21 protein-coding genes are annotated in these 25,537 nt (G+C 40.7%); 13 read left to right on the forward strand and 8 right to left on the reverse strand.

Going from position 1 to position 25,537, the window contains the following annotated elements:
• Positions 1-139: 139 nt before the first annotated feature.
• The 7 genes from MJ761_RS05780 to dnaA all read right to left on the reverse strand — a co-directional run bounded on the left by MJ761_RS05780 (position 140) and on the right by dnaA (position 10,320).
• Entirely contained in the window at positions 140-1,402 is a 1,263-nt protein-coding gene (locus MJ761_RS05780) for a restriction endonuclease (RefSeq protein WP_093091915.1), read from the reverse strand.
• A 1-nt stretch (position 1,403) separates the two neighbouring features.
• Entirely contained in the window at positions 1,404-2,756 is a 1,353-nt protein-coding gene (locus MJ761_RS05785) for an Eco57I restriction-modification methylase domain-containing protein (protein ID WP_218060203.1), read from the reverse strand.
• 1 nt (position 2,757) lies between these two features.
• On the reverse strand, positions 2,758-3,912 hold the full coding sequence (locus MJ761_RS05790) for a DNA cytosine methyltransferase (RefSeq protein ID WP_218060204.1): 1,155 nt from the start codon (positions 3,910-3,912) through the stop codon (positions 2,758-2,760).
• Positions 3,913-3,985: 73 nt separating this feature from the next.
• Positions 3,986-4,666, reverse strand: a complete 681-nt coding sequence (locus MJ761_RS05795) for an IS3 family transposase (RefSeq protein ID WP_141683416.1) — start codon at positions 4,664-4,666, stop codon at positions 3,986-3,988.
• Between the two features lie 205 nt (positions 4,667-4,871).
• Complete coding sequence (gyrB, locus tag MJ761_RS05800) at positions 4,872-7,262, reverse strand: DNA topoisomerase (ATP-hydrolyzing) subunit B (protein ID WP_093091919.1); 2,391 nt, start codon at positions 7,260-7,262, stop codon at positions 4,872-4,874.
• 313 nt (positions 7,263-7,575) lie between these two features.
• Complete coding sequence (gene dnaN, locus MJ761_RS05805) at positions 7,576-8,679, reverse strand: DNA polymerase III subunit beta (protein WP_093091921.1); 1,104 nt, start codon at positions 8,677-8,679, stop codon at positions 7,576-7,578.
• Between the two features lie 15 nt (positions 8,680-8,694).
• Positions 8,695-10,320 carry a chromosomal replication initiator protein DnaA gene (gene dnaA, locus MJ761_RS05810; RefSeq protein ID WP_093091923.1) on the reverse strand — a complete coding sequence of 542 codons (1,626 nt, stop codon included), beginning with the start codon at positions 10,318-10,320 and terminating at the stop codon, positions 8,695-8,697.
• Positions 10,321-10,541: 221 nt separating this feature from the next.
• Here dnaA and rpmH point away from each other — a divergent pair, with 221 nt between their 5' ends.
• The 4 genes from rpmH to yidC are packed head-to-tail and all read left to right on the forward strand — an operon-like array spanning position 10,542 to position 12,924.
• A complete protein-coding gene (gene rpmH, locus MJ761_RS05815; RefSeq protein ID WP_004283944.1) occupies positions 10,542-10,676 on the forward strand; it encodes a 50S ribosomal protein L34 in 135 nt (44 codons plus the stop codon).
• Positions 10,677-10,684: 8 nt separating this feature from the next.
• A complete protein-coding gene (gene rnpA / locus MJ761_RS05820) occupies positions 10,685-11,044 on the forward strand; it encodes a ribonuclease P protein component (RefSeq protein ID WP_037407306.1) in 360 nt (119 codons plus the stop codon).
• The gene (yidD, locus tag MJ761_RS05825) at positions 11,041-11,250 is read left to right on the forward strand and encodes a membrane protein insertion efficiency factor YidD (protein WP_037407304.1); all 210 of its coding nucleotides are present in this window, start codon (positions 11,041-11,043) and stop codon (positions 11,248-11,250) included. The genes rnpA and yidD overlap by 4 nt, the downstream gene beginning before the upstream one ends.
• 21 nt (positions 11,251-11,271) lie before the next feature.
• A complete protein-coding gene (yidC, locus tag MJ761_RS05830; protein ID WP_093091925.1) occupies positions 11,272-12,924 on the forward strand; it encodes a membrane protein insertase YidC in 1,653 nt (550 codons plus the stop codon).
• 1,281 nt (positions 12,925-14,205) lie between these two features.
• Here yidC and MJ761_RS05835 read toward each other — a convergent pair.
• A complete protein-coding gene (locus MJ761_RS05835) occupies positions 14,206-14,901 on the reverse strand; it encodes a YiaD family glycine zipper/OmpA-like lipoprotein (protein WP_051608220.1) in 696 nt (231 codons plus the stop codon).
• Between the two features lie 304 nt (positions 14,902-15,205).
• On the opposite strand from MJ761_RS05835, the gene cysS reads away from it, so the two are divergent.
• From cysS to leuS, 9 genes are all read left to right on the forward strand, one after another.
• Complete coding sequence (cysS, locus tag MJ761_RS05840; protein ID WP_037491212.1) at positions 15,206-16,615, forward strand: cysteine--tRNA ligase; 1,410 nt, start codon at positions 15,206-15,208, stop codon at positions 16,613-16,615.
• A gap of 246 nt (positions 16,616-16,861) precedes the next feature.
• Positions 16,862-17,077 carry a 50S ribosomal protein L31 gene (rpmE, locus tag MJ761_RS05845; protein ID WP_037407294.1) on the forward strand — a complete coding sequence of 72 codons (216 nt, stop codon included), beginning with the start codon at positions 16,862-16,864 and terminating at the stop codon, positions 17,075-17,077.
• Between the two features lie 1,256 nt (positions 17,078-18,333).
• Positions 18,334-18,555: a hypothetical protein gene (locus MJ761_RS05850; protein WP_218060205.1), complete on the forward strand. Its 222-nt coding sequence runs from the start codon at positions 18,334-18,336 to the stop codon at positions 18,553-18,555.
• Entirely contained in the window at positions 18,537-19,013 is a 477-nt protein-coding gene (locus MJ761_RS05855) for a hypothetical protein (RefSeq protein ID WP_218060206.1), read from the forward strand. The genes MJ761_RS05850 and MJ761_RS05855 overlap by 19 nt, the downstream gene beginning before the upstream one ends.
• Complete coding sequence (locus MJ761_RS05860) at positions 19,010-19,225, forward strand: hypothetical protein (protein WP_218060207.1); 216 nt, start codon at positions 19,010-19,012, stop codon at positions 19,223-19,225. The genes MJ761_RS05855 and MJ761_RS05860 overlap by 4 nt, the downstream gene beginning before the upstream one ends.
• An 852-nt stretch (positions 19,226-20,077) precedes the next feature.
• Positions 20,078-20,470 carry a PTS sugar transporter subunit IIA gene (locus tag MJ761_RS05865; protein WP_176715064.1) on the forward strand — a complete coding sequence of 131 codons (393 nt, stop codon included), beginning with the start codon at positions 20,078-20,080 and terminating at the stop codon, positions 20,468-20,470.
• A gap of 1 nt (position 20,471) precedes the next feature.
• A complete protein-coding gene (locus MJ761_RS05870) occupies positions 20,472-20,741 on the forward strand; it encodes an HPr family phosphocarrier protein (protein WP_093091929.1) in 270 nt (89 codons plus the stop codon).
• Positions 20,741-22,498, forward strand: coding sequence for a phosphoenolpyruvate--protein phosphotransferase (gene ptsP / locus MJ761_RS05875; protein ID WP_093091931.1), 1,758 nt, complete (start codon positions 20,741-20,743; stop codon positions 22,496-22,498). The genes MJ761_RS05870 and ptsP overlap by 1 nt, the downstream gene beginning before the upstream one ends.
• 349 nt (positions 22,499-22,847) lie before the next feature.
• Positions 22,848-25,487 (forward strand): leucine--tRNA ligase, encoded by a 2,640-nt coding sequence (gene leuS / locus MJ761_RS05880; RefSeq protein ID WP_093091933.1) that lies wholly within the window; start codon positions 22,848-22,850, stop codon positions 25,485-25,487.
• The last annotated feature ends 50 nt before the right edge of the window (positions 25,488-25,537 follow it).

Here is a 25,537-nt window from a genome sequence, read left to right on the forward strand (position 1 = left end):
ACTTTTTGGCTGTACTATTTTAGGGGATAGTTACATTATTTGTAGTAATTACTCACGTTGTTTACAGTAATTTAAGAAATTAATGTAATGAATACATATTATTAAATGTAAAATCTAGATAGGAAATATTTTCTAGTTTTTATATTTTTGGATAATTCTTTTCCACAAGATCTGAATATACTCCCCCTAAACAATCACTACAGAAAAAATCAATTTGTTTAATTATAGATGCAAAATCTAATGGACGAATATAATCAAATTTATCGGTTTTAAAGCCAACATTTAATACAAAGCAATAATCTTCAAAATCATAGATTTTCAGGCCTTTTGAATGAGTTAAATTTTCCATAATAGATGAACATTTAGCAATTAAGCAGATATACTGAAAATTTTTATCTATATAAGTGGTCTTATTTTCAGGGTGAGCCATACAAAAATGTTGATTTGGTGTTATAGCAATTAAATTTTCAAGGTAATCTGCAATTTCAGGGAAATCAGACTTTGTGAAAATATGATGAATTTGGCTTGCTAAAATATTTTCACCTAATTGATAAATTTCAGATTTTCCGTTGCGATATTTATCATTGAATTTACGCACATCTTTTTTCGCTTTTTGCACCAAATATTCTCGGTAATTCTTTGATGGCAGATGTTCTAGCGATTGATGTTCTTGACGTGAAATTTGTTTCGACTTTCCTGATAGTTCATCTCGCCAGTTTGAGCGATTATAAGTGATATCTTGCAATGTAATCAGGTTTTCGGAAATATATCCTTTTTTTGTTCCACACTTTTTATATTTGAATGCTAATGGGTTAATGACCTTTGAAAAAATTCTTCCACACTCTGTACTACCATTAATTGGTGTATGGGTTATCGTGAATAATGTAAACGTTTCTTTTAATTGTTGATAGCTCTCTTTATCTTGTCTTTCAAGAAAATAATTAAAACTAGCTGCCAACTCACTGTCTACTAATACTTTTTCGATATAAAGAGTAAGAAAATTCAATGTATTTAATGGACGTAAAGCAATATCTTTTAATAATTCAAGGTTGTTAATTTCATATGAGTATCTGGTACCAACTTTAGTTTCAATCAAAACTTGACTATAAGCAAGTAACTTAATAGGTTGTCCAAAATACTTATCATATTCATTGCGTGATTTTTGGCTAGGATCTGGTTTTGAAAATATGGCTTGCACATTTTCCTGAGCATATTTACTATCCCAAATATCTTTAACTGTAAAAGGGATTGATGTGCTTGATTGTGTATATTCTAGAATACAGTCAGCAATAATTTGCACGACATCATAAGTGCATTTTTGATCAATCCAACGCGCATTACCTGATAGTCTCACATCGTAATTATATTTTGATAAGAAATTTTGAATCTGGATAGTACTCATTTTATATTCCTATTTTTAAACCAAACCAAAAGACGCTATTGGTATCAATATTTAACGATCTTGTCTGATAATTTCTTGCAATTTGATAAAAATGTCTGAATTCAGAACTTGCATAGTATTTTAACTCATCATCTGATAGATGGTATGAAAATTTAGGTATTAAAACTGCAACTGAACCATTCATAATGTAACCTTTTTGTTTTCGCATTAATCTAGGCTTATAGGTCATATTAGGTGTTAAATAAACATCTTCACGATCAAGATATTTAGCAACGGATAATTTTAATAGTTCAGTTTGATCAATATAAGCATCATAATTTTCTATATCTATAATTTTGTTACCTAAATCGCTAATATTTCTTGATTTTAAAATTCGAACTTGTTCTGAATGATTTTTAATTAACGATGAATTTTTATTTGTAATCTGACGATCTCTGAAAACAGTAAACTTGTTAAATTTTAACTTTTTAAATACCTTATCAAAATCTTGATCCCTATATATAACCCAATAAGGTAAAGCAGAGTCAAAAATATAATTTGCTTTCTGGTTTAATTTTAGTTCTTTAGGTAAAGAATATACATCAATATTTTTTTGATCATTTTCTTTCAAGTTACAAATTATATTGATTGTTTCTATTAATACACCCTTAAAACCTAATTCACCAAAATCTAAAATAGATTGAATCTTGCTATTTGTTAACTTTTTTCTTGTTTCCTTATATTCTGGGGTGTTTAGTAAATTTTTGGGCATAACCAAAGAAATAACGTCTGCACATTGTAACGATTTTTCTAGAAAAAAGGCCGAGAGATTTTTGATATTTTGGCTGTAATTTTCTATATCAAAAAAACTAAAGTCTGTTTTTTTGAGCTTTGTAAATGGTGGATTGCCAATAATTAAATCAAACCTTCTCTCTGGTTGATATAGCATAAAATCATCACAAATAAATTCGAGTTCAATATTATTTGGTAATCGTTGTTGACTATAAATCAATTTTACCCATTCTAAAGTTTTTGGGTTAATATCGATTAACGTGACTTTTACTTTCGGGATATGTTTATATTTCTCAAACAAGAAAGGTAAGAAATTACCTGCACCAACTGATGGTTCACAAATATGTAGTTGAGATTTTTCTACAAAATCAGGTAAATAGTTAATGATTTCTTGAATAATAAAAGGATTTGTATAATAAGCAGAGTGATTTTCTCTTTCACTATTACTCAATTCAATAATACGAGAAAGTACTGTGGTATCTATAGTATTATTTTTGAATTGCGATAAAAGGTAATTAGATAAACAATTCTCATCATTAAGTTGATGTTTTTTGATTAGTTGTAATATTTCTTTCTCTGTCATATCAAATTACTTGCTTAATCTTTTCTGCAACTGTTTTAAATATTGCTGTTGGTACAGCTTCACCAATACTTTGACGAATATTCATCTCATTTTTCTTAGAAATTTTTTGTTTTTCTACTAAAGGTAAATTATTCAATGTTTCTAATGATATATCAATCCATTTAAACTGATCAGGAATAGTCATTAATTTCATTAATTCACGAATAGAAAAGACACGATCATCTATTGGATGCACAGTATTCTGACTTGCTAGTTGATCATTTCTAGTATGGATACACGGGGCAACTTTATCATAAAGTTGGCGAGTGTATTTATCACCATTTTTGGATTTGTTAAGAATTATTTTACCATTTACAATTTTATGAGGACGTTTACTTAATTCGACATTATCAAAAGCACTTTGTCCTTGCTTAATATCTGTTATCCAAGCTCTCATATGTTCAGGGTAAACACGAAAACTATGATAAAAATCATTATTATCATATTCCCCCCAATCAAGAGATTTCATATTGCCAATTACTTGCTCAAGAGTAACTTCATCACGTTCGTCAGGAAAAAATTGACTAGGTGAAAGTAATAAGTTTTTATCTACCCCAATTACTAAAGTTCTTGTGCGAGATGAGTTTGAACCATAGTTCTTAAAATTGATAATTCGGTGTTCAACCTGATAATTTGTTGCCAATTCAGCTAAAATTAAATCACCAATAGCAACCACTTCGCCTTGATTATTCATACAACCTGTTTTCCAAAATGCTTGGACATTTTCTAAAATAAAAAAACATGGACGAATATGCTTTATCATATTTACGCTTTCAACTACAAGACTGTTTCGCTCAATCTCATTTTCTTTTTTCTTATGGTTAGCCACGCTCATACCTTGGCAAGGAGGTGTTGCAATAACTACATCAACACGATCATTACCTAATTTTTGCCAACGCTGGACTTCTTGATAAATGCGTTGTTTGGTTTCATCTTGTTTAATATCACCATTAATATATCCAGAATCAAATCGACACTTTTTATTAATTTTTTGGATATTAATTCTTCTTTCAATTAACTCATTAGTTGCAATACATTCATAATCATTTAATTTAAACCCATAACATCCCACTCCAGCAGATGAAAAAAGACTTATATATGTATGTTTTTTACTCATAAATTTCTCTTTAACATCACCTTGCTATTTTATCTTATATTTGTTTTCTTGAGAAGGTTTAAATACCCCATAGTTAGTACAAAACTGACGTAGAAAATAATACTGCTTGTCTCAGGATTTTATACTCAATCGGCGTCATATTATTTAGTGCTTCATAAAGTCTTTCAGTATTATAAAACGTTAGCCATTCTTCGACTACTTTCCTTGCCTGTTCCAGATCATTAAATAGATATAAATCCAATACCCCTGTACGGTACGAACGGTTAAATCGTTCAATAAAGCCATTTTGATATGGGCTGCCGGGTTTGATGTACTCTATAGTTATACCATGTGATTTTGCCCAATTAGTAAACGTGTTTCCGGTGAATTCCGGTCCATTATCTACTCGTATTTTTAGTGGATAACCATGATATTCGGCCAGTTTATCCAGATAACAGGTAATCCTGCCAGCTGGTAAACTGACCGCAATATCAATGCCTAGTGCCTCACGATTAAAGTCATCTATCACATTGAAAGTTCTAAATCTGCGTTGATTGCGACCGCTGTCACTCATAAAATCCATTGACCAGCATCCATCTTGTTTATTCGGTACTGATAGCCTTTCCGGGCTTCGTGGAGGAATGCGTTGTTTATGCTTTACCCTGAGATTAAGCTTTAATTCACAATACACCCGATACACACGTTTATGATTCCATTTATAGCCGAGTTTTCTGATGCGATTAAAACATTTGGGAAGCCCCAGCGTAAATGCTATAGCACTAGAGTACTGACATAATCACTGAATCATCCTGTAACCTGAGTTGATAATAGTAAGCACAGTGGCTTAGGCCAACAATAGAGCAACTCATTGTAATGGTAACAGGATGACTTTTAAAGCAATAATAGTGGTACAGCCAATTGAGCAATACTAGTAACAAAAAAAGGATGGCTGAGCCATCCTTTTGGTGTGATAAGGTGATTTAAATATCTACCTGCGCATTTAAGGCGTTGTTTTCGATAAATGCGCGCCGTGGTTCAACTTCATCACCCATCAGGGTAACAAAGACATCATCCGCAGCCATCGCGTCTTCGATTCTGACTTTCAGCAGCCGGCGTACGGTGGGATCCATGGTGGTTTCCCATAGCTGTTCGGGGTTCATCTCGCCCAGCCCTTTATAACGCTGAATACTTAGCCCTTTCTGGGCGGTAGTCATCAGTAAGTCCAGTGCCTGAGCAAAGCCGGTAACTTTGTTGCTATTGTCACCTTTAACCACTTCAATCGGCGCATCGATGATGCCGCTTAAGGTGGCGGCCGTCTGGCGAATATTCTGGTAGGCACGGCTTTCAGCAAATTTTTGCTCCAGATAGCTAACCATCTGATTACCGTGCAATTGACGGGTGATTTTAATCATTTGCACTTCATCGTCAGCGCCAATGCGTTCCAGCCTGATATTGTCATCATTAACCAGTGTGGTTAATGTTTGTACGGCTTTTTCGGCACTGGCTACGGTGCTTAAATCCAGATTCTCATTCCAGTAGAGCAGGGCATTCAGTACGGCACTGTCAATGATGCGACTTTCACGCATAATTATGTTTTGTGTCAGAATATATTGTTTGGCAATTTCGGCCAAGGCATTACCCTCAAGGGTGTTGTCGCCAATAATTAGCCGTATCTTGTCCAGTGCCAGACTGAGCAGGAATTGGTCTTTTGCAAATTCGTCTTTGAGGTAGCGCTCTTGTTTGCCGTGTTTGGCCTTGTAAAGCGGGGGCTGGGCTATATAAACATAACCGCGTTCTACCAGCTCAGGCATTTGCCGGTAGAAGAATGTCAGCAGCAGGGTACGGATATGCGCGCCGTCTACGTCGGCATCGGTCATGATGATAATGCGATGGTAACGCAGTTTTTCAGGGTTGAATTCTTCTTTACCGATGCCTGCACCCAGTGCGGTGATTAAGGTGGCCACTTCCTGACTGGCCAGCATTTTTTCAAAGCGAGCCTTTTCTACATTCAGAATTTTACCTTTCAGCGGTAAGATGGCCTGAAATTTACGGTCACGTCCTTGTTTGGCGGAACCACCGGCTGAATCCCCTTCGACCAGATACAATTCCGATAAAGCAGGGTCTTTTTCCTGACAGTCTGCCAGTTTGCCCGGCAGCCCCAAGCCATCCATCACTCCTTTACGCCGAGTAATTTCACGTGCTTTACGTGCCGCTTCACGCGCCCGTGCCGCATCGACAATTTTACCGGTAATGATTTTGGCTTCAGTTGGGTTTTCTTCCAGAAATTCAGACAGGGCTTTGCTTAATACTTCGTTAACCACCGGGCCGATTTCGCCAGAAACCAGTTTGTCTTTGGTTTGAGATGAGAATTTGGGATCGGGCAGTTTAACGGATAATACGCAGGTTAATCCTTCGCGCATGTCATCGCCATTGGTGTCTACTTTGGCTTTTTTGGCTACTTCGTTCGCTTCAATGTAGTTGTTGATGGTACGGGTCATCACTTGACGCAAGGCAGTCAGATGGGAGCCGCCATCACGTTGGGGAATATTGTTGGTGAAACACTGTACATTTTCCTGATAGCTGTCGTTCCATTGCATGGCACATTCGACGCTCATGCCATCTTTTTCACCGGCAGCATAGAAAACTTTTTCATGTAAAGCTGTTTTGTTGCGGCTCATGTATTGTACGAAGCCGGCAATACCGCCACTAAAGGCAAAGTTTTCATGCTTGCCATCGCGCTTGTCGAAAAGCTCGATGCTCACGCCATTGTTCAGAAAGGACAGTTCGCGGATGCGCTTGGCCAGAGTCTCGAAGTGGTAATCGATATTGCCGAAGGTATCGGTACTGGCTAAGAACTGTACTCGTGTGCCCTGTTTGTCGGTATCGCCTACTACAACGAGCGGAGCCACAACATCACCACGGCGGAATTCAACAAAGTGTTCTTTATTATTGCGATAGATAGTCAGGCGCAGCCAGTCAGACAGGGCATTGACTACAGAAACGCCTACACCATGCAAGCCGCCGGAAATTTTGTAACTATTGTTATCAAATTTACCGCCAGCATGCAGAATGGTCATAATCACTTCAGCGGCAGAACGGTGTTCTTCCGGGTGCATATCGGTGGGAATACCGCGACCATTATCTTCGATGGTAATGGAGTTATCAGCATTCACGGCTACGGTGATGTGATCACAATAACCACCCAGTGCTTCGTCAATGGCATTATCCAGAACTTCAAATACCATGTGATGCAGGCCAGTACCATCTTGGGTATCGCCAATATACATGCCGGGACGTTTGCGCACGGCATCTAAACCTTTTAGTACTTTGATGCTGTCGGCACCGTAATCTTCAGAGCTGTGATCTGTCATAAGAATTCTTTACTAAATCTGGAGCAGCGGTCATGCTGTTAAATGATGTACCTGTAGCCGGGATTTGATGCTAAACGCAATTCCGGTTTGCCTGTGTAAACAAGCTTGTTTCAGGGCAATTGACCAAAAGACTATTATAACAGAAAATCAGTTTTTTTTCATCCAGTTGTTATATTTAACATGATGTTTTGTCTGATTTTTATTTATGGATAATAATGCTGAATGTAAATAATAAACTGCCGTAAATCAGTTTGCTGGTTTCATAACGGCAAGGTGATTTACGGCAGTTGCTAAACTATTGTATGAATGGTATTTAAATACGCATCGGCATGACAATATATTTGAAATTCGGATTGTTGGGGATGGTAAACAGGGTGGAGCGGTTTGCATCACCAAAAGCCAGCTGCAAGTCTTCTACATGCACATTACGCAATACGTCCATGAGGTAGTTGATGTTAAAGCCCACTTCCAGTGTATCGCCCTGATAGGCAATTTCCAGTTCTTCGCGCGCTTCTTCCTGCTCGTTATTGTTACAGGTTACGCTCAGCAGACCGGGTTGGATTTGCAGACGGGCACCGCGGAATTTTTCATTGGCTAAAATAGCAGCCCGTTCCAGTGCGCCCAGCAGCTCGGTACGATTGGCCAGAAAGATTTTATCGTTGTCTAGTGGAATCACACGGTTGTAATCCGGAAATTTACCATCCACTACTTTGGAAACGATAATGGTGTCATTGCAGCGAAAACGCACTTGATTATTCAAAAGTTCAATGGTTATCGGCTGCTCGGGAAAGGTGAGTAGCTTAAACAGCTCCAGTACGGTTTTGCGCGGCAGAATGACTTCTGCTTTAGGTAAATCGGCTTCGATATTGCAGGCTGCATAGGCCAGACGATGCCCGTCGGTGGCAACCAGTCGCAGCTGATTGCCTTCGGTTTGCATCAGCAGGCCGTTGAGGTAATAACGAATATCCTGAATAGCCATGCTGTACTGTACCTGTGACAGCATTTGGCGGAATGCTTCCTGTGGCAGGGTAAAGGTAGCATCGACATTTTCGCCAACGCTCATCAGCGGGAAGTCTTCTGCCGGTAAGGTTTGCAGATTAAAGCGGCTTTTACCGGCTTTCAGCTCCAGACGGTTGTTGCTCCAGCCCAGTGACACTATGGCGCCGGCAGGCAGGGCGCGCAGAATATCTTGCAGTTTTTTGGCATTGGTGGTGATGCGGAAGTCCTCAGCTTCACTTTTCGGCCCTACGGTATCAATCTGAATTTCCAGATCGGTGGCCAGAATTTTAATTTGCCCCTGATGGTTTTCCAGTAATACATTAGACAGTATCGGTAAGGTATGGCGACGTTCAACAATGCCGGTTACGGCTTGTAGCGGTTTGAGTAAACTATCGCGTTCTGCTTGTAAAATCAGCATATTCTATTCCTTGGTTTAATCTCGCAAAATCATCATTAAGGTTTCATACGCTTTGGTTGTTTCGGCATCATTTTTGCGGAGTTTGGAGATGCTTTTTACCGCGTGCATAACCGTTGTGTGGTCGCGACCACCAAATCCGCTACCAATAGCGGGTAAACTAAGTGGAGTAAGCTCTTTGGCTAATGTCATGGCAATCTGGCGCGGACGAGCCAGATTACGGGTGCGTTTTTTGCCCACCATGTCACTGATGGTAATGCCATAAAATTTGGCTACTGTATTCTGGATATGTTCCAATGTCATCGGTTTGTGATTGACGGCCAGAATATCCTGTAATGCTTCTGTGGCCAAACCCACATCAATCGGCCGGCTGGCAAAACGGCTCTGCGCCACTACACGCTTAAATGCACCTTCCAGTTCGCGTACATTGCTGCGGATATGTTTGGCAATGAAAAATGCGGCTTCATCTTCCAGTTTTACCTGCGCCAGCTCGGCTTTTTTCTGTAGAATGGCCACACGCATTTCCAGTTCTGGCGGTTCGAGTTCCAGACTCAGCCCCCAGGAAAAACGTGATTTCAGGCGGTCATCCATGCCATCAATATGGGTAGGCAGGGTATCACAAGTAAGAATAACCTGTTTTTTTTCGTCAATTAAATGATTATAGACGTAAAAAAACTCTTCCATGGTGCGGTCTTTGCCGGCAATAAACTGCACATCATCCATAATCAGCAAATCTACCTGCTGATACTGCTGGCGCATGGCATCAAAAGATTTGGCATGAAATGCGTTCATGATGCCGCGAATAAATTCATCGGCATGAATGTAACGTATTTTTACTTTGGCTTCAGCGGCAAAGAGCTGGTTGCCAATGGCTTGTACCAGATGCGTTTTACCCAAACCAGTACTGCCATAGACAAAAAACGGGTTGTACATGCTGTTGCCCGGATTCTCAGCAATAGACAGGGCGGCAGCATGAGCCAGACGGTTGCCTTTACCTTGTACCAGAGCTGCGAAAGTGTGCTCAGGATTCAGGTTGGTTTCGGTATAGCGGGATTTTTTACTATTTTCATGAGCTGAATCGGCTGCAATTGCCGGTGCAGCCGCTTCGTGTTTTTCTGCTTTGGCCGGTTTGATATTGCTGCTTTCGCTATTGTCGGCAGGACTACTATCGCTTTTAGACTGGCTGTGTCGCAGCCGTTTGGCGATGATGTCCTGAGCGGATTCAGTCCGTTTGGGTGCTGCACGTGTTTTGGCTGTCGCCTCAGGAGCTGCTGGGTCTGTTTTGGGTATGATTTCGGCCGGATTTTCAGTCACTACTGTAGCGGCTGCCGTGTCTACAGCAGCCGTGCTGGCTGGGGTACTTGGCGATACTGCCTGTGTGGCTGCCTGCAAGGGGCGCCCCTGACCGATTTTCAGAATTAATGGTGTGCTGCCATCAGGCAAAATAGCTTGTCTGGCACTTTCTACAGCAGGCCAGAAACGTTCGCGGATATGGTTAAACGTAAATGTATTACGTGCAAAAATTACCCAGTTGCCATTTTCCTCGCCTACGGTTAACGGAGCAATCCACATCTGGTATTGCTGGGCGGGTAAGCTTTGCTTTAATTGCAATAGGCACTGTGGCCAAAATTCTGTCAGGGTCATGCGTGAAGCTTAAATTATCTGTCAATCGGGACTGGCTAAAGGCTGGAAACAAAATGCACCTATTATGCTAATTATACGCAATAAACAGGTTTATGACTATGATTTGTACTTTATGTTAAAGCTGTTGCCGTCAAGCTTTGCTGTAGATTATATTGATTGACAAAGTGCTGTTCTTGTTGTGTAATGCTACGTTTTATTTAGAGTTAATTCGGGAATAAATTATGAAACGCACTTATCAACCATCCGTTACCCGCCGCAAACGCACCCATGGTTTTCTGGTACGTAGCAAAACTCGTGGCGGACGCGCTGTACTGGCAGCCCGTCGTGCTAAGGGTCGTAAACGTTTGGCTGTGTAAGAATAAGAATGGATTATCATTTTGGCAAAAAATATCGCCTATTAAAAACGGATGATTTTTCATCCGTTTTTGCGTTACGTTGCCAAAAAAGCCGTGCCTGGATTCAGGTTTTTCAGGCACGCAATGCTTTGGGTTTCCCGCGTCTGGGATTGATAGTTGCCAAAAAAGTGGCCAGACGTGCCAACCGGCGCAATTACATGAAACGAGTGTTACGGGAATGGTTCCGCCTGCACCGGCATGAGTTGCCTCCGGTTGATATAATCATTCGTATACGTCAGCCATTCCGGCACACGGAGTATGCTGGCGTAGTCAGAACTTTACAGCAGTTGCTTGTGGCAACTGACGGGTGTAAAGCAACGTCGCAATGAGATATTTATTGCTGGGGCTGATTCGGTTTTATCAGTATGCCATCAGCCCGCTGCTGCCACCACGTTGCCGTTATAGCCCGACCTGTTCGCAATATGCAGTGCTGGCACTGCAAAAATACGGGGTATTTAAGGGTAGCTGGCTGGCGATAAAACGCATTTGCCGCTGTCATCCATGGGGTGGCTGCGGTCATGATCCACTTCCTTAGCGAACACACACGGAATACACTATGGATTTCAAACGATTATTGATATTTTTTGTGCTGACTATGGCGATTTTAATTGGTTGGGAAAAGTTATATCCACAACCTGAAAATCAGCCTGCAACACAACAAACATCAGCTACCAGCAATGCTACTTCTGCCAATGTGGCTGCTGATGGTGCTTTAAGTAAAACAGAGCCGATAACGGTTAGTACCGATACTGTTAAAGCGATTATTGATGAAAAAAGCGGTGATTTACGCCAGCTTACACTCAATAAATATAAAGCCACCAGTGACGCTAATAAGCCTTTTGTGTTGTTGGATAATGGTACTAATGGCCATCAGTATATTGCCCAGTCGGTGTTGTTGAACCGTCAGGGCGACTATCAGTTTAAAAATCTCACATTTACTGCGGCACAAAAACAGTACACGCTTAACGGTGACAAGCTTGATGTGCGTTTGACTGCTGCGGAACAAGATGGCGTGCAGGTTAGCAAAGTCTATACCTTCACCAAAGGCAGCTATCTGATTGGGCTGCGCTATGAGATTACCAACCATAATGCTCAGCCATTGCAAATGGATGTGGCCTACCGAGTGTTGCGCGATGACAAAGAGCCGGAAGGTAGCGGTTATTTTGATCATACTTATACTGGCCCGGTGTTGTATACCCCGAATGGTAAGTTTGAAAAAGTAGCCTTTAAGGATCTGGACAGTGATTATGCTTCTGGCCGCGACCGGGCAGATTATGAGCGTAAAACCAACACTGGCTGGATTGGTATGACCCAGCATTACTTTATGACTACATGGATTCTGCAACCCAAAGGTGGCAGCAGTGTTTGTGGCAGCAGTGATTGCCAGATTGATATCCGTAAACGCAGTGATGGCCTGTATTCGACTGGTGTGCGTGTACCTTTAAAAGATATTGGTGCCAATTCTACTGGCAGTTTCGGTATTTCCCTGTACGCTGGTCCGCAGATTTATTCTGTCATTACCAAAGTTGCTGATCATCTACAGATGATTAAAGACTACGGCAAAGTGTCGTTGTTCTCTTCACCTTTATTCTGGCTGCTGAACTGGTGGCATGGTTTGGTACAGAACTGGGGCTGGGCGATTATTCTGTTAACGCTCACTGTGAAAGCAATTCTGTTTCCGCTTACCCATGCATCGTATAAATCCATGGCTAAAATGCGTGCTGTGGCGCCACGCTTGCAGGCATTGAAAGATCAATACGGTGATGATCGCATGCGTATGCAGCAGGAAATGATGTCGCTGTACAAAAAGGAAAAAATCAATCCTGTTGGCGGTTGTTTGCCGATGCTGTTGCAGATTCCGGTATTTATCGGCTTGTATTGGGCTTTGTTTGCTTCGGTAGAATTGCGCGGTGCGCCATGGCTCGGCTGGATCACCGATCTGGGACGTCAGGATCCCTATTTCATCCTGCCAGTACTGATGGCGCTAACCATGTATCTGCAAACATTCATGAATCCGCCACCAACAGATCCGATGCAGGCAAAAATGATGAAAATCATGCCTGTTGCCTTTTCGGTAATGTTCTTCTTCTTCCCAGCAGGTCTGGTACTGTACTGGTTGACGAATAATATTCTAACGCTGGCACAGCAATGGTTTGTCAACAAACGCATTGAGCGGCAGGCGAAGCTGCACCGTTCATTGGATGCATAAAAGAACCGATAGCAAAAAGCACTTCAGAACGAAGTGCTTTTTTTATAGATTTATCTGATCAGGGCTATGCAGATTATTGGTTCTTATGCGTATATATATTTGAATGGTATGATGATTTTTTATTCTTATGTGGTGGCATAATACTTACCAAGTGCCATGCAGACAGCAAAGATAACGCTTTAAGATTTACAATAATTGAATCAATTAGAATTACCACATTTGACCAAATGTCATATTAGCACCAGATTAACTGTAAAATTATTTAGGTAATCAGGCTGATTATCCAGTGGGCTGCGCTTATAACAGGTAATGTTTTTGCTTGAGAATCTCTATTATATTTGTATGAATTTATAGCCATGCTATTAACTTTGATTATGGTTTTTTGAATTATGAATAATTAATAAGCTGGACGGTTTAATCAAAATGTTTTGGTAATTGATGATGCTGGTTTCTGCGATGGCTTAAATAGAAATGGTTTGAATGATGTGTGGCCATTTGATTGTACTGGGCGGATTCAGATTTTTAAATTGTATCCGTTAAGATGGCAGACAATTTTTGAGGTTGTGGAGAGATATCTGCCTGATTAGGCCTTATTTGTAAACTTGACAGGACTCAAAATAATAATGATTTAAAATAATTTGGTATTAAATGTAAACATTGTCAACTACTATACTAAATCAATCATTAAATTAATATTAATGCTTAAATAATAATGTAGTGCAGATGATTTAAAATCAAAAAAGCACTTCAAGTAGAAGTGCTTTTTTACACACATTGTATATTTTATGTTTTGAAATCGATTCAATATATCAGATACGCTAAATCTTAATATATAACAAATCAAATTTTGTGGTTACTACTATTAAGAATATGAATTAATTATACAGGTGTGGAGTTGGCCAGAATACTTCCAAATACTGCTATGATTATAAACCATAATACTACTCCAATTGCCATTAGTATTAAATTGGCTTTGCAGAAGTTGGCGCGATTAGGATTGCTATTACCACTGAAAGCCCATACTAGTATCATAATTAGATTAACAAAAGGAATACACATAATAAGAAGCGTGATTATCCAGTCACCTATAGACATGACTAAGTTACTGTTACTAATATTTGTGTTTGTTTGATTTGACATAATTAATTTAATAGTTAATAAAGGTAATTTATTTTACCATATTAGTAAATATAAATAAATATGTCATAGAGAATTTTGATTTACTGGTCTATAGGCCTGACGGATTAAGTTGCTTAGTAATCTGTCAGGCCTTTTCAGCAATTACTGTACGTAGGTTGTAGTTTGCTGTGTGGTTGTGGTCTGAGCCTGCTGTACAGGATTTACTCGGATTTCCACACGGCGGTTTTTCGCACGGCCTTCAACAGTGGCATTGCTGGCAATCGGACTGGCTGAACCATACCCGGTTGCACTTATACGGTTATAAGCCACACCACGGGAGGTCAGGAAACTGGAGACTGCCTGAGCACGGCGTTGTGACAAAGGAATATTGATGCTGTCATTACCCGTGCTGTCAGTATAACCAGCTATGGTGATATTGGTATCTACGTATTTGGCCAATACTTCGGCTACAGAAGACAGGGAAGAAGTGGCGCTGCCACTTAATTCTGAGCTATTGGTAGCAAAAGTGACGTTTTCAGGCATAACCAGTTTAATTTGATTACCATCGCGCTGAACATCAACATTGGTATTGGCTAGTTTCTGGCGCAATAATTTTTCCTGATAATCCATATAGGCACCAATACCGGCGCCAATGGCACCACAGCCTAGCGCCGCGTTGCGCGCGCCGCGACTGTTGTGTGTAATTGCGCCTACAATACCGCATACGGCAGCACCGCTTAAGCCATAAACGGCTGTTTTGCTGGCGTGTGTTTGGCCAGTAGTTGGATCAGTAACGCAGCCACTTAGGGCCAGAGTGGTTGCAGCTGCCAGCGCAGCCAGTGGTTTCATGATAGTCATACTTACTCCTTCTCTTCAAAGCTTGTTTTGGTTCTCACGATTAATGTTTTATGTCATCTGTAGCAGAAAAGCAAGTAAGGCGACTGGTTTAGAGAGTAACTCTCTTAGGCAGAATATTGGTATGCAAAAGGTATTTATTTGAGTTTGGAACTGCTTTAAGCGACAATTTTACCGCGCTATATTACAATTTAGGCTACATAAATCGTGCTTTTAGGCTCTCTAGCTCTTGAAAACAGCCAGATTAACCTTATACAAATAAATTACTCGGGTACATTGCTACCACTTAGTCAATTTGGAAACAGACATGCTCAGCTTGTATAACACTTTAACCAGAACTAAACAGGAATTTACACCGATTAATCCGCAGCAAGTGCGCATGTATGTGTGTGGTATGACCGTTTATGATTATTGTCACCTTGGGCATGCACGGGTAATGATCGTATTTGATATCGTAGCCCGCTGGTTGCGTGAACTGGGCTATCAGCTAGATTATGTCCGCAATATCACTGATATAGATGATAAAATTATTGCTCGCGCCAATGAACGTGGTATCAGTATTACCGAGCTTACAGATTTCTATATTCAGGCTATGCATGAAGATGCGGCAGCTTTGGGCGTACTCCCGCCCAACCATGAACCTCGTGCCACCGAATATATAGCGCAGATGATTGCCATGATTGAAGATATTATTGCAAATGGAAAAGCATATATAGCTGATAATGGTGATGTTTTTTATGCGGTGCGTGAATACCCGCCGTATGGACAATTGAGCGGAAAAAGTTTGGATGATCTGCGTGCCGGAGAGCGGGTTGATGTTGACGGACACAAGCGTGATCCGCTGGATTTCGTGCTGTGGAAAGCTGCCAAACCGCAGGAACCTGCATGGGACAGTCCCTGGGGACGTGGTCGCCCGGGCTGGCATATTGAATGTTCTGCAATGAGCAAAGCTCTACTGGGCAAATATTTCGATATACATGGTGGTGGTGCTGATTTGCAGTTTCCGCACCATGAAAATGAAATTGCCCAAAGTTGTGGCGCCGAAAAACAGGGTTGTTGTGATGAGCAGAATCACTTTGCCAGCCATGTTAAATATTGGTTACATAATGGTTTTATTCGTGTGGATAATGAAAAAATGTCCAAATCTCTTGGAAACTTCTTCACTATCCGCGAAGTGTTGCAAAAATACGATGCTGAGGTTGTGCGTTTTTTCATTTTACGTGCGCATTATCGCAGCCCATTAAATTATTCTGATGCACATCTTGATGATGCCAAAGGTGCACTCACCCGTCTGTATACTGCCCTGAAAAATACGCCGGCAGCAGACATAACTGTACATGCACAGTTAAATGATTATACGCGTCGTTTCTATGCAGCTATGAATGATGATTTCGCCACTGTTGAAGCAGTAGCTGTTTTGTTTGAACTGGCGAATGAAATCAACAAAACTCATGATGTTGAACTAGCCGGGTGCCTGAAAGGGTTGGCCGGTTTGCTGGGTTTATTGCAACGTGAACCTGAGGCTTTTTTGCAGGGTGAGGTAGGTAAAAAGGCGCAGGGTTTGGATAATGCTGCAATTGAGGCTCTGATTGCCGCACGGCAACAGGCACGTGCAGAACGCAACTGGGCAGAATCAGACCGTATTCGTGATGAGCTTACTGCGGCCGGTATTGTGCTGGAAGATGGTGCCAGTGGTACTAGCTGGCGCCGTGCCTGAATTGTTCGGTATATGCGGCTGCTTGAGTCAGACGTATAGGTCTTGACAGCAGTGTTACACTTAAAAAGTAGGATGTAATCAGTCGGGTAACTGCTATTGTAGGTTTGGCAGCCGGCTTGATGTCGCAGTTGCTATGTATTAATTTACTTGAAAATCTTACTCATGCGAGTATAATTATCCGATTGCAAACATCCGTTTCAAGAGGTACAGGCACAACCCCTGTACCCGCCAACCGAGGACGATACTATGAATAACAGCATTCAACCAAACTACCACGACGTAACCGTGACCTGCTCTTGCGGTAATACCTTTGTAACTAAATCCGCAATGGAAAAAGATACTTTCAGTATTGAAGTATGTTCTGCATGTCATCCATTCTATACCGGTAAACAGAAAATTGTTGACTCTACCGGTCGTGTAGACAAATTCAATCAGAAATACGGCAATATGTTCAAACGTTAATCCTTGTTTGCAACATGTTATATTTAAAAAGACTGCTATCAGAGCAGTCTTTTTTATTGGATCTGGTATTTATAATTTGTGATAATAACTGTATCTGCCTGTTTCACAATTAATCAGTAAAATAGTTTCTGTGTGATTAATGTACGCTAATATTGATAGCAATCAATGCTGGTTCAAAGTCTGATTAGACAATAGTCATAATCAGCTTGCCAGTATAAATAGTATAGCTGGTACTGGTATAGCAAAAGGGCTGAACGGCGTAGTTAAAGCCACCTGAGCAAATACATTCAGTATAATTTCGGACACCATTTTAGACGGTTTTTAACATCCGGATTATTGCTGTAAGTGGTTAGTGTAATGGCTGTCAGGATGGTATTGTACTAGAAAAATGATATCTGTCTGAATGCTGTGCAATACGGCGCTACCGATTGTAAGCACAGAACTGGCTAGAGGAGATAGTCATTCTGATTGAGTTCACTGTTGTTAGCCCAGCCCAAAAAATTATCTTTCCTGCGAGCTGTTAAATAAACATTCTCAGCCATGCCAAAATGCTATCTGAAACAAGTGAAGCATATTATAGCTTGAAGTCTGGGCAATAGACCGGTTGAGTATATCACTACTGTAATGAGGTAAGTGTTTTATTAAAAATCAAATTTCAGATTAAATATAAATTAAAACTTAAGATATTTAAAATACATTAGTGTTATATGCGTTTGAATTAAATATAACTGTTTCAGACAGTTAATAAATCAAATTTCGATAAAACTTAGAATGCGTATGTTAGCGATGTTAAACGGCATCTTTTTCTGAAATTGATATGGATTTTCACCTGTTCCGTATGCGGATAGAGAATGATACGATTAATTTTAATTTTGCTGTATTTATAAATTTAATGATATTGTTATTTATGGATTGGATCTTCCTATAATTAATAAATTAAAAATAATAACTTGGTGAAAGTTTATTGTGGAATTGCTCCTGAAATTGTCAAACTCAGGAATAGTTATAAAAATATTATTAATAATGATTATGTTATTCTATATAATAGTACAAAATTTATCAAAATATTTAGCGTATATTTTGTGCCTACAGATTGTAAGTAAAATTGATTGGAATAGTTGGCTTGATAAGATAATAAGGCATGAGATGTAAATAGGGTATTAAACATCTTTATTACTTTATTTGTAATAATCAGTGCTTTGTTTTAGGTAGTAGATTTAAAGGAAAAAGATGAAAAATTATGCAAACCGACTATAATGAAATGTTTTAAAGGTTATTATATTAATGGTGTTGCAGTAAAAGATAACGGTTCTATCTGTTTTCTTGCAAAAGAGATTCGGGATGATTTGGATCCTGTTCTGGATGAAGAGTTGTATAAAAAAAGGTTAGTCGTTTATCATCATAATGAACATGGAGATGAACAATGGGGCAATGTAACCTGGAGTGGACGGGGGGGGCTATGTGTATTGCCACGATAACACGCTCATTGAGTCAAGTTAATGTTGCTGATATGAATGGATATATCTATGCAATTGGAAGCGGTGCTGAAGAGGACAACCAAATACCTGATGAACCAGTTATTACAAATATTCGCTCCATTGGCGGCTATGCTTATGTGGCGGGTACTTTTAGGTATGTAGCGAAAAGGGGCGATGGCAATAATTGGCAAGAATTAAATAATGGAATTAAAAGACCAACTTTAAAAGAGGCTAATTCTATCGCTGGTTTCGAATTTATCGATGGTTTTTCAGAAAAGAGATATATGCTGGCGGTGGCAAAGGGGATTTATGGCAGTTTAATGGTGAAACATGGCGTCAGGTGTTTTTCTCTAGCGATATGCCGCTTGAGTCTGTCTGTTGCGATCAGGATGGATTTGTCTATATTGGCGCACAATGTGGTACGGTATTTAAAGGTCGTAACGATGAATAGCGTATGATTCATCGTGGTAATTTAGCGTTGCCTTTCCGTCAAATGGTGTGGTATCTGGATAGAGTATGGGCGACATCAGATTATGGTGTGTGGCAAATTGTCGATGATGAAGTGGTTCGTGCCGATTTACCGTCCGAAGTATCGGCGTGTGCTGGATATATTGATTGTAATGACAAAACCTTAGTTCTTGCTGGTATAAATGGGGCTGCCCGCCATTGAGAATGGGGAGTGGGATATTTTAATTGATTGCTTTGAAGCCGAAGAGAATTCAGATAATCAATAATTAATCTAGTAATATAAAATACTATATCGTTATGTCTGTTGTTAACTAATGGATAGCTCATTAAATAATGGGTTTGAATAATGAGCTTATCTATTTCAACTTACTCAGTAGTTAGTTAAGGTTGAAAGGTGATGTTATGATTGTGTCTTTTATTAAAAATGCATAATGATAAGTAATCATGCTCATACTCGGATATAAGGCAGAAATGATGAGAACAAATGTTTTTTATTAATAACAGAGAAGCCTGCTGTAAAGTATCTAAAGGGAAAAAATGTCATTCTGAAATAGGAGGATGAGAGAAGGAGGGATATTTTGTGCTGATGTTGGGTATTATAGATGGTTAAAGTTATTATTTAGAAAAATTACATGGTGAATTAGAAGTTAATCTGATAGATGAGTATCTATTTATGTTTCTAACAATTTGAAATGCAATGTTTCAATAAATATATTGCTCTGTTAATAACTAAACATTTGCTGATTTTTTTGTTATAAGAAAGGTTAATTTAACTGGTTATTTGGTAGTAAGCCAAGTAATCTGTATGGTTTAAGACGGTAAGCATTTCTGCGTTGTCTATAAGGTGGTGAACTGTAGGTCAATATATTATTTTATTTGATATTTTTATTCCTACTATGTGATAAGTATGGTAAGTTTTATCTGAGAATACAGTATTAGGGTTTAGTCCGTTATTTCTTGTTCAGTGGTAAATGGTGCAATTATTTTTCTTTAGAAGGAATTATTGGGTACACTTAGTGCTGTAATAGTAATAGGTAATACAATGATAGGTTTGATGATTATTACCCATGAGACTGTGGGGCAGGCAAATATGCAGTTGATTCAGCATATTTTTGGTTCTGTGCCTGATAAGGTTTCTCTAATTGGGGTGCGCAGCAGTGATTCGCTTGAAAGTAAACATACAGAGGTGGTGGAAAAGCTGTCAGCTTTGGATTACGGTCATGGTGTGCTGATTCTGACGGATATTTTTGGTGCTACGCCATGTAATTTGGTATGTCGGATGATTAAGCGAGACAATGTTATTTTGCTTACTGGGCTTAATGCTCCGATGCTGATTAAAGCACTTCAAAATTTTGCCAAAGCGGATGATGTGCATAAATTTGCTGAAGAGGTTAAAACAGCTGCTATTGCAGGCATTATGACTATTTCTAATCAGGATGAGCTGTGACATGATAAAAAAGGAAATTGAGATTGTTAATAAACTTGGTTTGCATGCACGGGCTTCAAACAGGTTTACGCAGGTAGCCAGTCGTTTTCAGTGCGAGGTATGGGTAGCGCGCAAAGATCGCCGGGTTAATGGTAAGAGTATTATGGGGTTGATGATGTTGGCCGCAGCTCAGGGTTGTGTGGTTGAGTTGGAGACTGACGGTGTGGATGAAAATCAGGCAATGCAGGCATTGGTTGAGCTGATTAACGATTGTTTTGGTGAAGACGAATAATGTGTATTGTGCTGCATGGCGTGGCAGTAGGAGCTGGGGTAGCGATTGGTCGAGCCCATCTGGTGATTCGAGGTATGGACGATGTACCCCATCGTGAGCTGTCGATTGATGAAGTATCAGCAGAGGTTGCCCGTTATGAGCAGGCGATTAAGACGACTCGCCGTCAGTTAGAGCAGTTGCGTACTGATATTCCGCAAAATGCGCCTTCTGAGCTGGGAGCATTTATTTCTTTACATCTGATGCTGGTCGGGGATGTGAGTCTGTCCAGAGAACCTGTTGATATTATTGAGGAGAAAGGTGTTAATGCTGAATGGGCATTAAAGCTGCAAACAGATAAGCTATCGGAACAGTTTGATGCAATTGAAGATAATTATCTGCGTGCACGCAAGCAGGATATGTTACAGGTAGTTGAGCGTATTTTTAAGAATCTGATCGGTCTGTCTACTGAGGTTGTTACTGAAGCCGAAGATTTTGAAGAAGATACGATTCTGGTTGCTCATGATTTGTCACCGGCAGATACTGTTTTTTTCAAGGACAGTCGGATTGCGGCTTTTGTAACTGATGCTGGTGGACCGACTAGTCACACGGCGATTTTAGGACGAAGTCTGGATATTCCATCTGTGATTGCATTGGGCTATGCGCGCGAATTGATTAATGAAGATGAGCTGATCATTGTAGATGGCACTATGGGTGTGGTTATTATTGCACCTGATAATGTTATTTTGAAGGAATATCGGCGCCGTTTGCGCGAATTTCGCAGCTTGAAGCGGCAATTAAATAAACTGAAAAATACGGCTGCGACTACGCAGGACGGAATCAATATTGAGTTGCTGGGCAATATTGAAAGTGCTAATGATATTAAGGCATTGCATAATCTGGGTATAGATGGCATTGGATTGTACCGCAGTGAGTTTTTTTATCTGAACCGAGATACTTTACCTACTGAGGATGAATTATATGCAGAATATACAGATGTGGTTAAAAAGCTGAAAGGCAAGCCTGTAACCATTCGTACAATTGATTTGGGCGTGGATAAAAATCCACGCTGGTTTGGTACCAGCAATGCTATGAATCCTGCTTTGGGTTTGACTGGTATTCGTTTATGTCTTGCTGAACCTGTGATGTTTCGTACGCAGATGCGGGCAATTATGCGGGCTGCTGTTCTGGGGCCGGTGCGGATGATGTGGCCGATGATTTCTTCGGTAACGGAGATACAGCAGTGTTTAACGCATTTAAATACAGCTAAACAGCAGTTACGTGACCGTTATGAAGAATTTGATGAAAATATTCAGGTTGGTGCTATGATGGAGATTCCATCGGCTGCGTTGACAGTTAATTCTATTCTGAAACTGATTGATTTTGTTTCAGTTGGTACTAATGATTTGATTCAATATACGCTGGCGGCAGACCGCAATGATGAGAGTGTGAGTTATTTATATCAGCCGGGACATCCGGCAGTATTGAAGTTGTTATTGCATATTATCCGTACTGCGGCGCGTTTGAATAAGCCGGTGTCGATTTGTGGTGAAATGGCTGGCGATGCTCAGTATACACGGTTGTTAATGGCAATGGGGTTACGCCGGTTTTCAATGAATGCAAATAATATTCTGGCGGTAAAAAATCAGATTATTCAGAGTGATCTGCTGACACTGGAAACTGAGGTACAAAAAGTATTACGTAATGATGATCCGGATAAGACATTAAAATTGTTGAAAAAATTTAATTCTTCACATGAATTAGCTGATGGTGCTGATTAAAATAAATTGTTTTGTCTGACTTGGCACAGTTTAACTGCTTTTAATGGTTATATTGATATAATGATCGTATCAGTATTGTTGTTGCCTGACAGTCAATATTGAGTAATTTTAGTGTTTTCCCGCAAATTGTCCACCGATATTCTCTCCCTTGGTATCGGTGGTTTTTTTTGTCTGATTGAATGTTATATGCATAAGGTATTGTAATCTGGGTGAATGTGTGATGTGTTTTTGCGGTATTGATATAACGGTCTGATTAATCCAGTTGCTAAAATGATTAATTACAGGCTGATGTCTTGAGTAAGCTGTTATAATAGTAGTCTATTTTTATACAATAAATTGATGATTCATGATGCAAGAACAATACTGTCCCGAGAAGATTGAACCGGCCGCGCAGGCACGCTGGCAGGAATACCGTTTATTTAATGCTGAAGATTTTAGCCCAAAACCCAAATATTATTGTCTGTCGATGTTTCCTTATCCGTCAGGCAAGTTACATATGGGGCATGTACGTAACTATACGATTGGTGATGTACTGAGCCGCTATCGATTACTGAATGGTTTTAATGTGATGCAACCAATGGGTTGGGATGCATTTGGTTTGCCTGCTGAAAATGCAGCGATGAAGCATCAGGTGGCACCGGCGCAATGGACTTATGACAATATTGCTTATATGAAAAAGCAGTTGCAGAGTCTGGGGTTTGCGATTGATTGGGAGCGGGAAGTTGCTACTTGTACGCCAGAATATTACCGTTGGGAGCAGTGGCTTTTTGTCCGTCTGTTTCAAAAGGGGATTATTTATAAGAAGAATGGCACGGTGAACTGGGATCCGGTAGACCAGACTGTGCTGGCCAATGAGCAGGTTGTAGATGGTCGTGGCTGGCGTTCGGGTGCGATTGTGGAAAAACGCGAAATCCCGATGTATTACTTCAAGATCACGGATTACGCCGAAGAGTTGCTTAATGGTTTGGATACGCTGGAGCACTGGCCGGAACAGGTTAAGACGATGCAGCGCAACTGGATTGGCAAATCGCGTGGTATGCAGGTGCGTTTTGCGCTGGCTGAAGACAGTAAAGCGGGTTTAACGGGGGAGTACGCTGATTTTGTACAGGTATATACCACACGACCAGATACGTTGATGGGCGCGACTTATGTTGCGGTAGCTGCGGAACATCCTCTGGCTACTGCTGCTGCTACGGATAATGCTCAATTGCAGCAGTTTATAGCAGAATGTAAGGCTGGTTCGGTAGCGGAAGCGGATATGGCTACCATGGAAAAGAAAGGTATGCCTACCGGACGCTTTGCTATTAATCCGTTGAATGGTGATGTACTGCCGGTGTGGGTGGCCAATTATGTGCTGTGGGGTTACGGTGATGGTGCTGTGATGGCTGTACCGGCACATGATGAACGTGATTTTGAGTTTGCTACTAAATACCAGTTGCCGATTAAGCAGGTTATTGCATCTACTCAGGCTGCTGATGAGTTTAATACGCAGGCATGGCAGCAATGGTATGGCAGTAAGGAGCAGACGCAGTGTGTTAATAGTGGTGAACTGGATGGTCTGGATTTTCATGCTGCGTTCGAGCGTGTAGGTGAAATTTTGCAGGCTAAGAATGCCGGTGCACCGAAAACGCAATATCGCCTGCGTGACTGGGGTATTTCACGTCAGCGTTACTGGGGTTGTCCGATTCCGATTATTCATTGTGATGATTGCGGTGATGTGACTGTGCCGGAAACGCAGTTACCGGTTGTGTTGCCTGAAAATGTAGTGCCGGATGGTGCGGGTTCTCCGCTGAGCAAAATGCCGGAATTTTATGAAACGAGCTGCCCATGTTGTGGTAAACCGGCTCGCCGTGAAACGGATACGATGGATACATTTGTTGAATCCAGTTGGTATGCGGTGCGCTATGCTTCGCCACAGTGTGATACAGCTATGGTGGATAAGGACGCAGCCAATTACTGGATGAATGCTGATCAGTATATCGGCGGGATTGAACATGCTATTTTGCATCTGTTGTACGCGCGCTTCTTTACTAAGCTGATGCGGGATGAAGGTCTGTTGAATGTTGATGAACCATTTGCCCGTTTGCTTACTCAGGGCATGGTGGTTTGTGAAACGTATTATCGTGAGGGTGCGAATGGCAGTAAAGAGTGGATCGCGCCACAGGATGTGGATTTACAACGGGATGATAAAGGCCGGCCACTGGCTGCAACGTTGAAAGCAGACGGTAAACCGGTTTGTATTGGTGGCATTGAGAAAATGTCCAAGTCGAAAAATAATGGTGTAGATCCGCAGGAGCTGATTGATCGTTATGGTGCTGATACTGCGCGCCTGTTTATGATGTTTGCTGCGCCACCAGAACAGTCTCTGGAGTGGTCAGATGCTGGTGTGGATGGTGCTCATCGTTTTCTGCGTCGTTTATGGCGTACTGTGTATGATTATTTACAGCAGGGTGCCAGTGTAACGGCGTTTGCGGGTAGTCAGGATGGACTGGCATCTGAATTGAAAGCGTTGCGTCTGAAATTGCACAGTACAATTGCTAAGGTGACGGATGATTATGGCCGTCGCCAGCAATTTAATACGGCGATCGCTGCGGTAATGGAGCTGCTGAATCAGTATGATCGTACTGATTGTCGTTCAGAGCAGGGGCGAGCGGTGGCACAGGAAGTGCTGGAGTCGGTATTGCGTCTGCTATGGCCGATTGTGCCGCATGTGTGTGAAACGTTATGGAATGAATTGTCTGTGCAGCAAACTTTATGGGATGCGGCATGGCCTCATGTGGATGAAGCGGCACTGGTGCAGGATGAAATCACTTTGATGGTGCAGGTAAATGGTAAACTGCGCGGGCAGATTACGGTTGCTGCTGATATCAGTAATGATGAAGTACAGGCTGTGGCACTGGCTGAACCAACTGTACAACGATTTGTTGATGGCAAAACACCGAAAAAGGTGATTGTGGTGCCTAAACGACTGGTGAATATTGTTGTCTGAGCTTTACTGACACTGAATAAAAAGACATGTTGTTAACATGTCTTTTTTTT

The organism is Snodgrassella communis (assembly GCF_914768045.1).
Classification (GTDB): Bacteria; Pseudomonadota; Gammaproteobacteria; order Burkholderiales; family Neisseriaceae; genus Snodgrassella; species Snodgrassella communis.

What these genes read in the sequence shown, in the direction of transcription:
- MJ761_RS05835 (WP_051608220.1), bottom strand. Translation starts at nt 14,901, where the DNA reads ATGACTATCATGAAACCACTGGCTGCGCTGGCAGCTGCAACCACTCTG.
- MJ761_RS05785 (WP_218060203.1), bottom strand. Translation starts at nt 2,756, where the DNA reads ATGACAGAGAAAGAAATATTACAACTAATCAAAAAACATCAACTTAAT.
- rnpA (WP_037407306.1), top strand. Translation starts at nt 10,685, where the DNA reads ATGGATTATCATTTTGGCAAAAAATATCGCCTATTAAAAACGGATGAT.
- yidC (WP_093091925.1), top strand. Translation starts at nt 11,272, where the DNA reads ATGGATTTCAAACGATTATTGATATTTTTTGTGCTGACTATGGCGATT.
- MJ761_RS05865 (WP_176715064.1), top strand. Translation starts at nt 20,078, where the DNA reads ATGATTATTACCCATGAGACTGTGGGGCAGGCAAATATGCAGTTGATT.
- MJ761_RS05790 (WP_218060204.1), bottom strand. Translation starts at nt 3,912, where the DNA reads ATGAGTAAAAAACATACATATATAAGTCTTTTTTCATCTGCTGGAGTG.
- dnaA (WP_093091923.1), bottom strand. Translation starts at nt 10,320, where the DNA reads ATGACCCTGACAGAATTTTGGCCACAGTGCCTATTGCAATTAAAGCAA.
- cysS (WP_037491212.1), top strand. Translation starts at nt 15,206, where the DNA reads ATGCTCAGCTTGTATAACACTTTAACCAGAACTAAACAGGAATTTACA.
- dnaN (WP_093091921.1), bottom strand. Translation starts at nt 8,679, where the DNA reads ATGCTGATTTTACAAGCAGAACGCGATAGTTTACTCAAACCGCTACAA.
- MJ761_RS05780 (WP_093091915.1), bottom strand. Translation starts at nt 1,402, where the DNA reads ATGAGTACTATCCAGATTCAAAATTTCTTATCAAAATATAATTACGAT.
- ptsP (WP_093091931.1), top strand. Translation starts at nt 20,741, where the DNA reads ATGTGTATTGTGCTGCATGGCGTGGCAGTAGGAGCTGGGGTAGCGATT.
- gyrB (WP_093091919.1), bottom strand. Translation starts at nt 7,262, where the DNA reads ATGACAGATCACAGCTCTGAAGATTACGGTGCCGACAGCATCAAAGTA.
- leuS (WP_093091933.1), top strand. Translation starts at nt 22,848, where the DNA reads ATGCAAGAACAATACTGTCCCGAGAAGATTGAACCGGCCGCGCAGGCA.
- MJ761_RS05860 (WP_218060207.1), top strand. Translation starts at nt 19,010, where the DNA reads ATGATTCATCGTGGTAATTTAGCGTTGCCTTTCCGTCAAATGGTGTGG.
- rpmE (WP_037407294.1), top strand. Translation starts at nt 16,862, where the DNA reads ATGAATAACAGCATTCAACCAAACTACCACGACGTAACCGTGACCTGC.
- MJ761_RS05870 (WP_093091929.1), top strand. Translation starts at nt 20,472, where the DNA reads ATGATAAAAAAGGAAATTGAGATTGTTAATAAACTTGGTTTGCATGCA.
- yidD (WP_037407304.1), top strand. Translation starts at nt 11,041, where the DNA reads ATGAGATATTTATTGCTGGGGCTGATTCGGTTTTATCAGTATGCCATC.
- MJ761_RS05855 (WP_218060206.1), top strand. Translation starts at nt 18,537, where the DNA reads ATGTGTATTGCCACGATAACACGCTCATTGAGTCAAGTTAATGTTGCT.
- MJ761_RS05850 (WP_218060205.1), top strand. Translation starts at nt 18,334, where the DNA reads ATGAAATGTTTTAAAGGTTATTATATTAATGGTGTTGCAGTAAAAGAT.
- rpmH (WP_004283944.1), top strand. Translation starts at nt 10,542, where the DNA reads ATGAAACGCACTTATCAACCATCCGTTACCCGCCGCAAACGCACCCAT.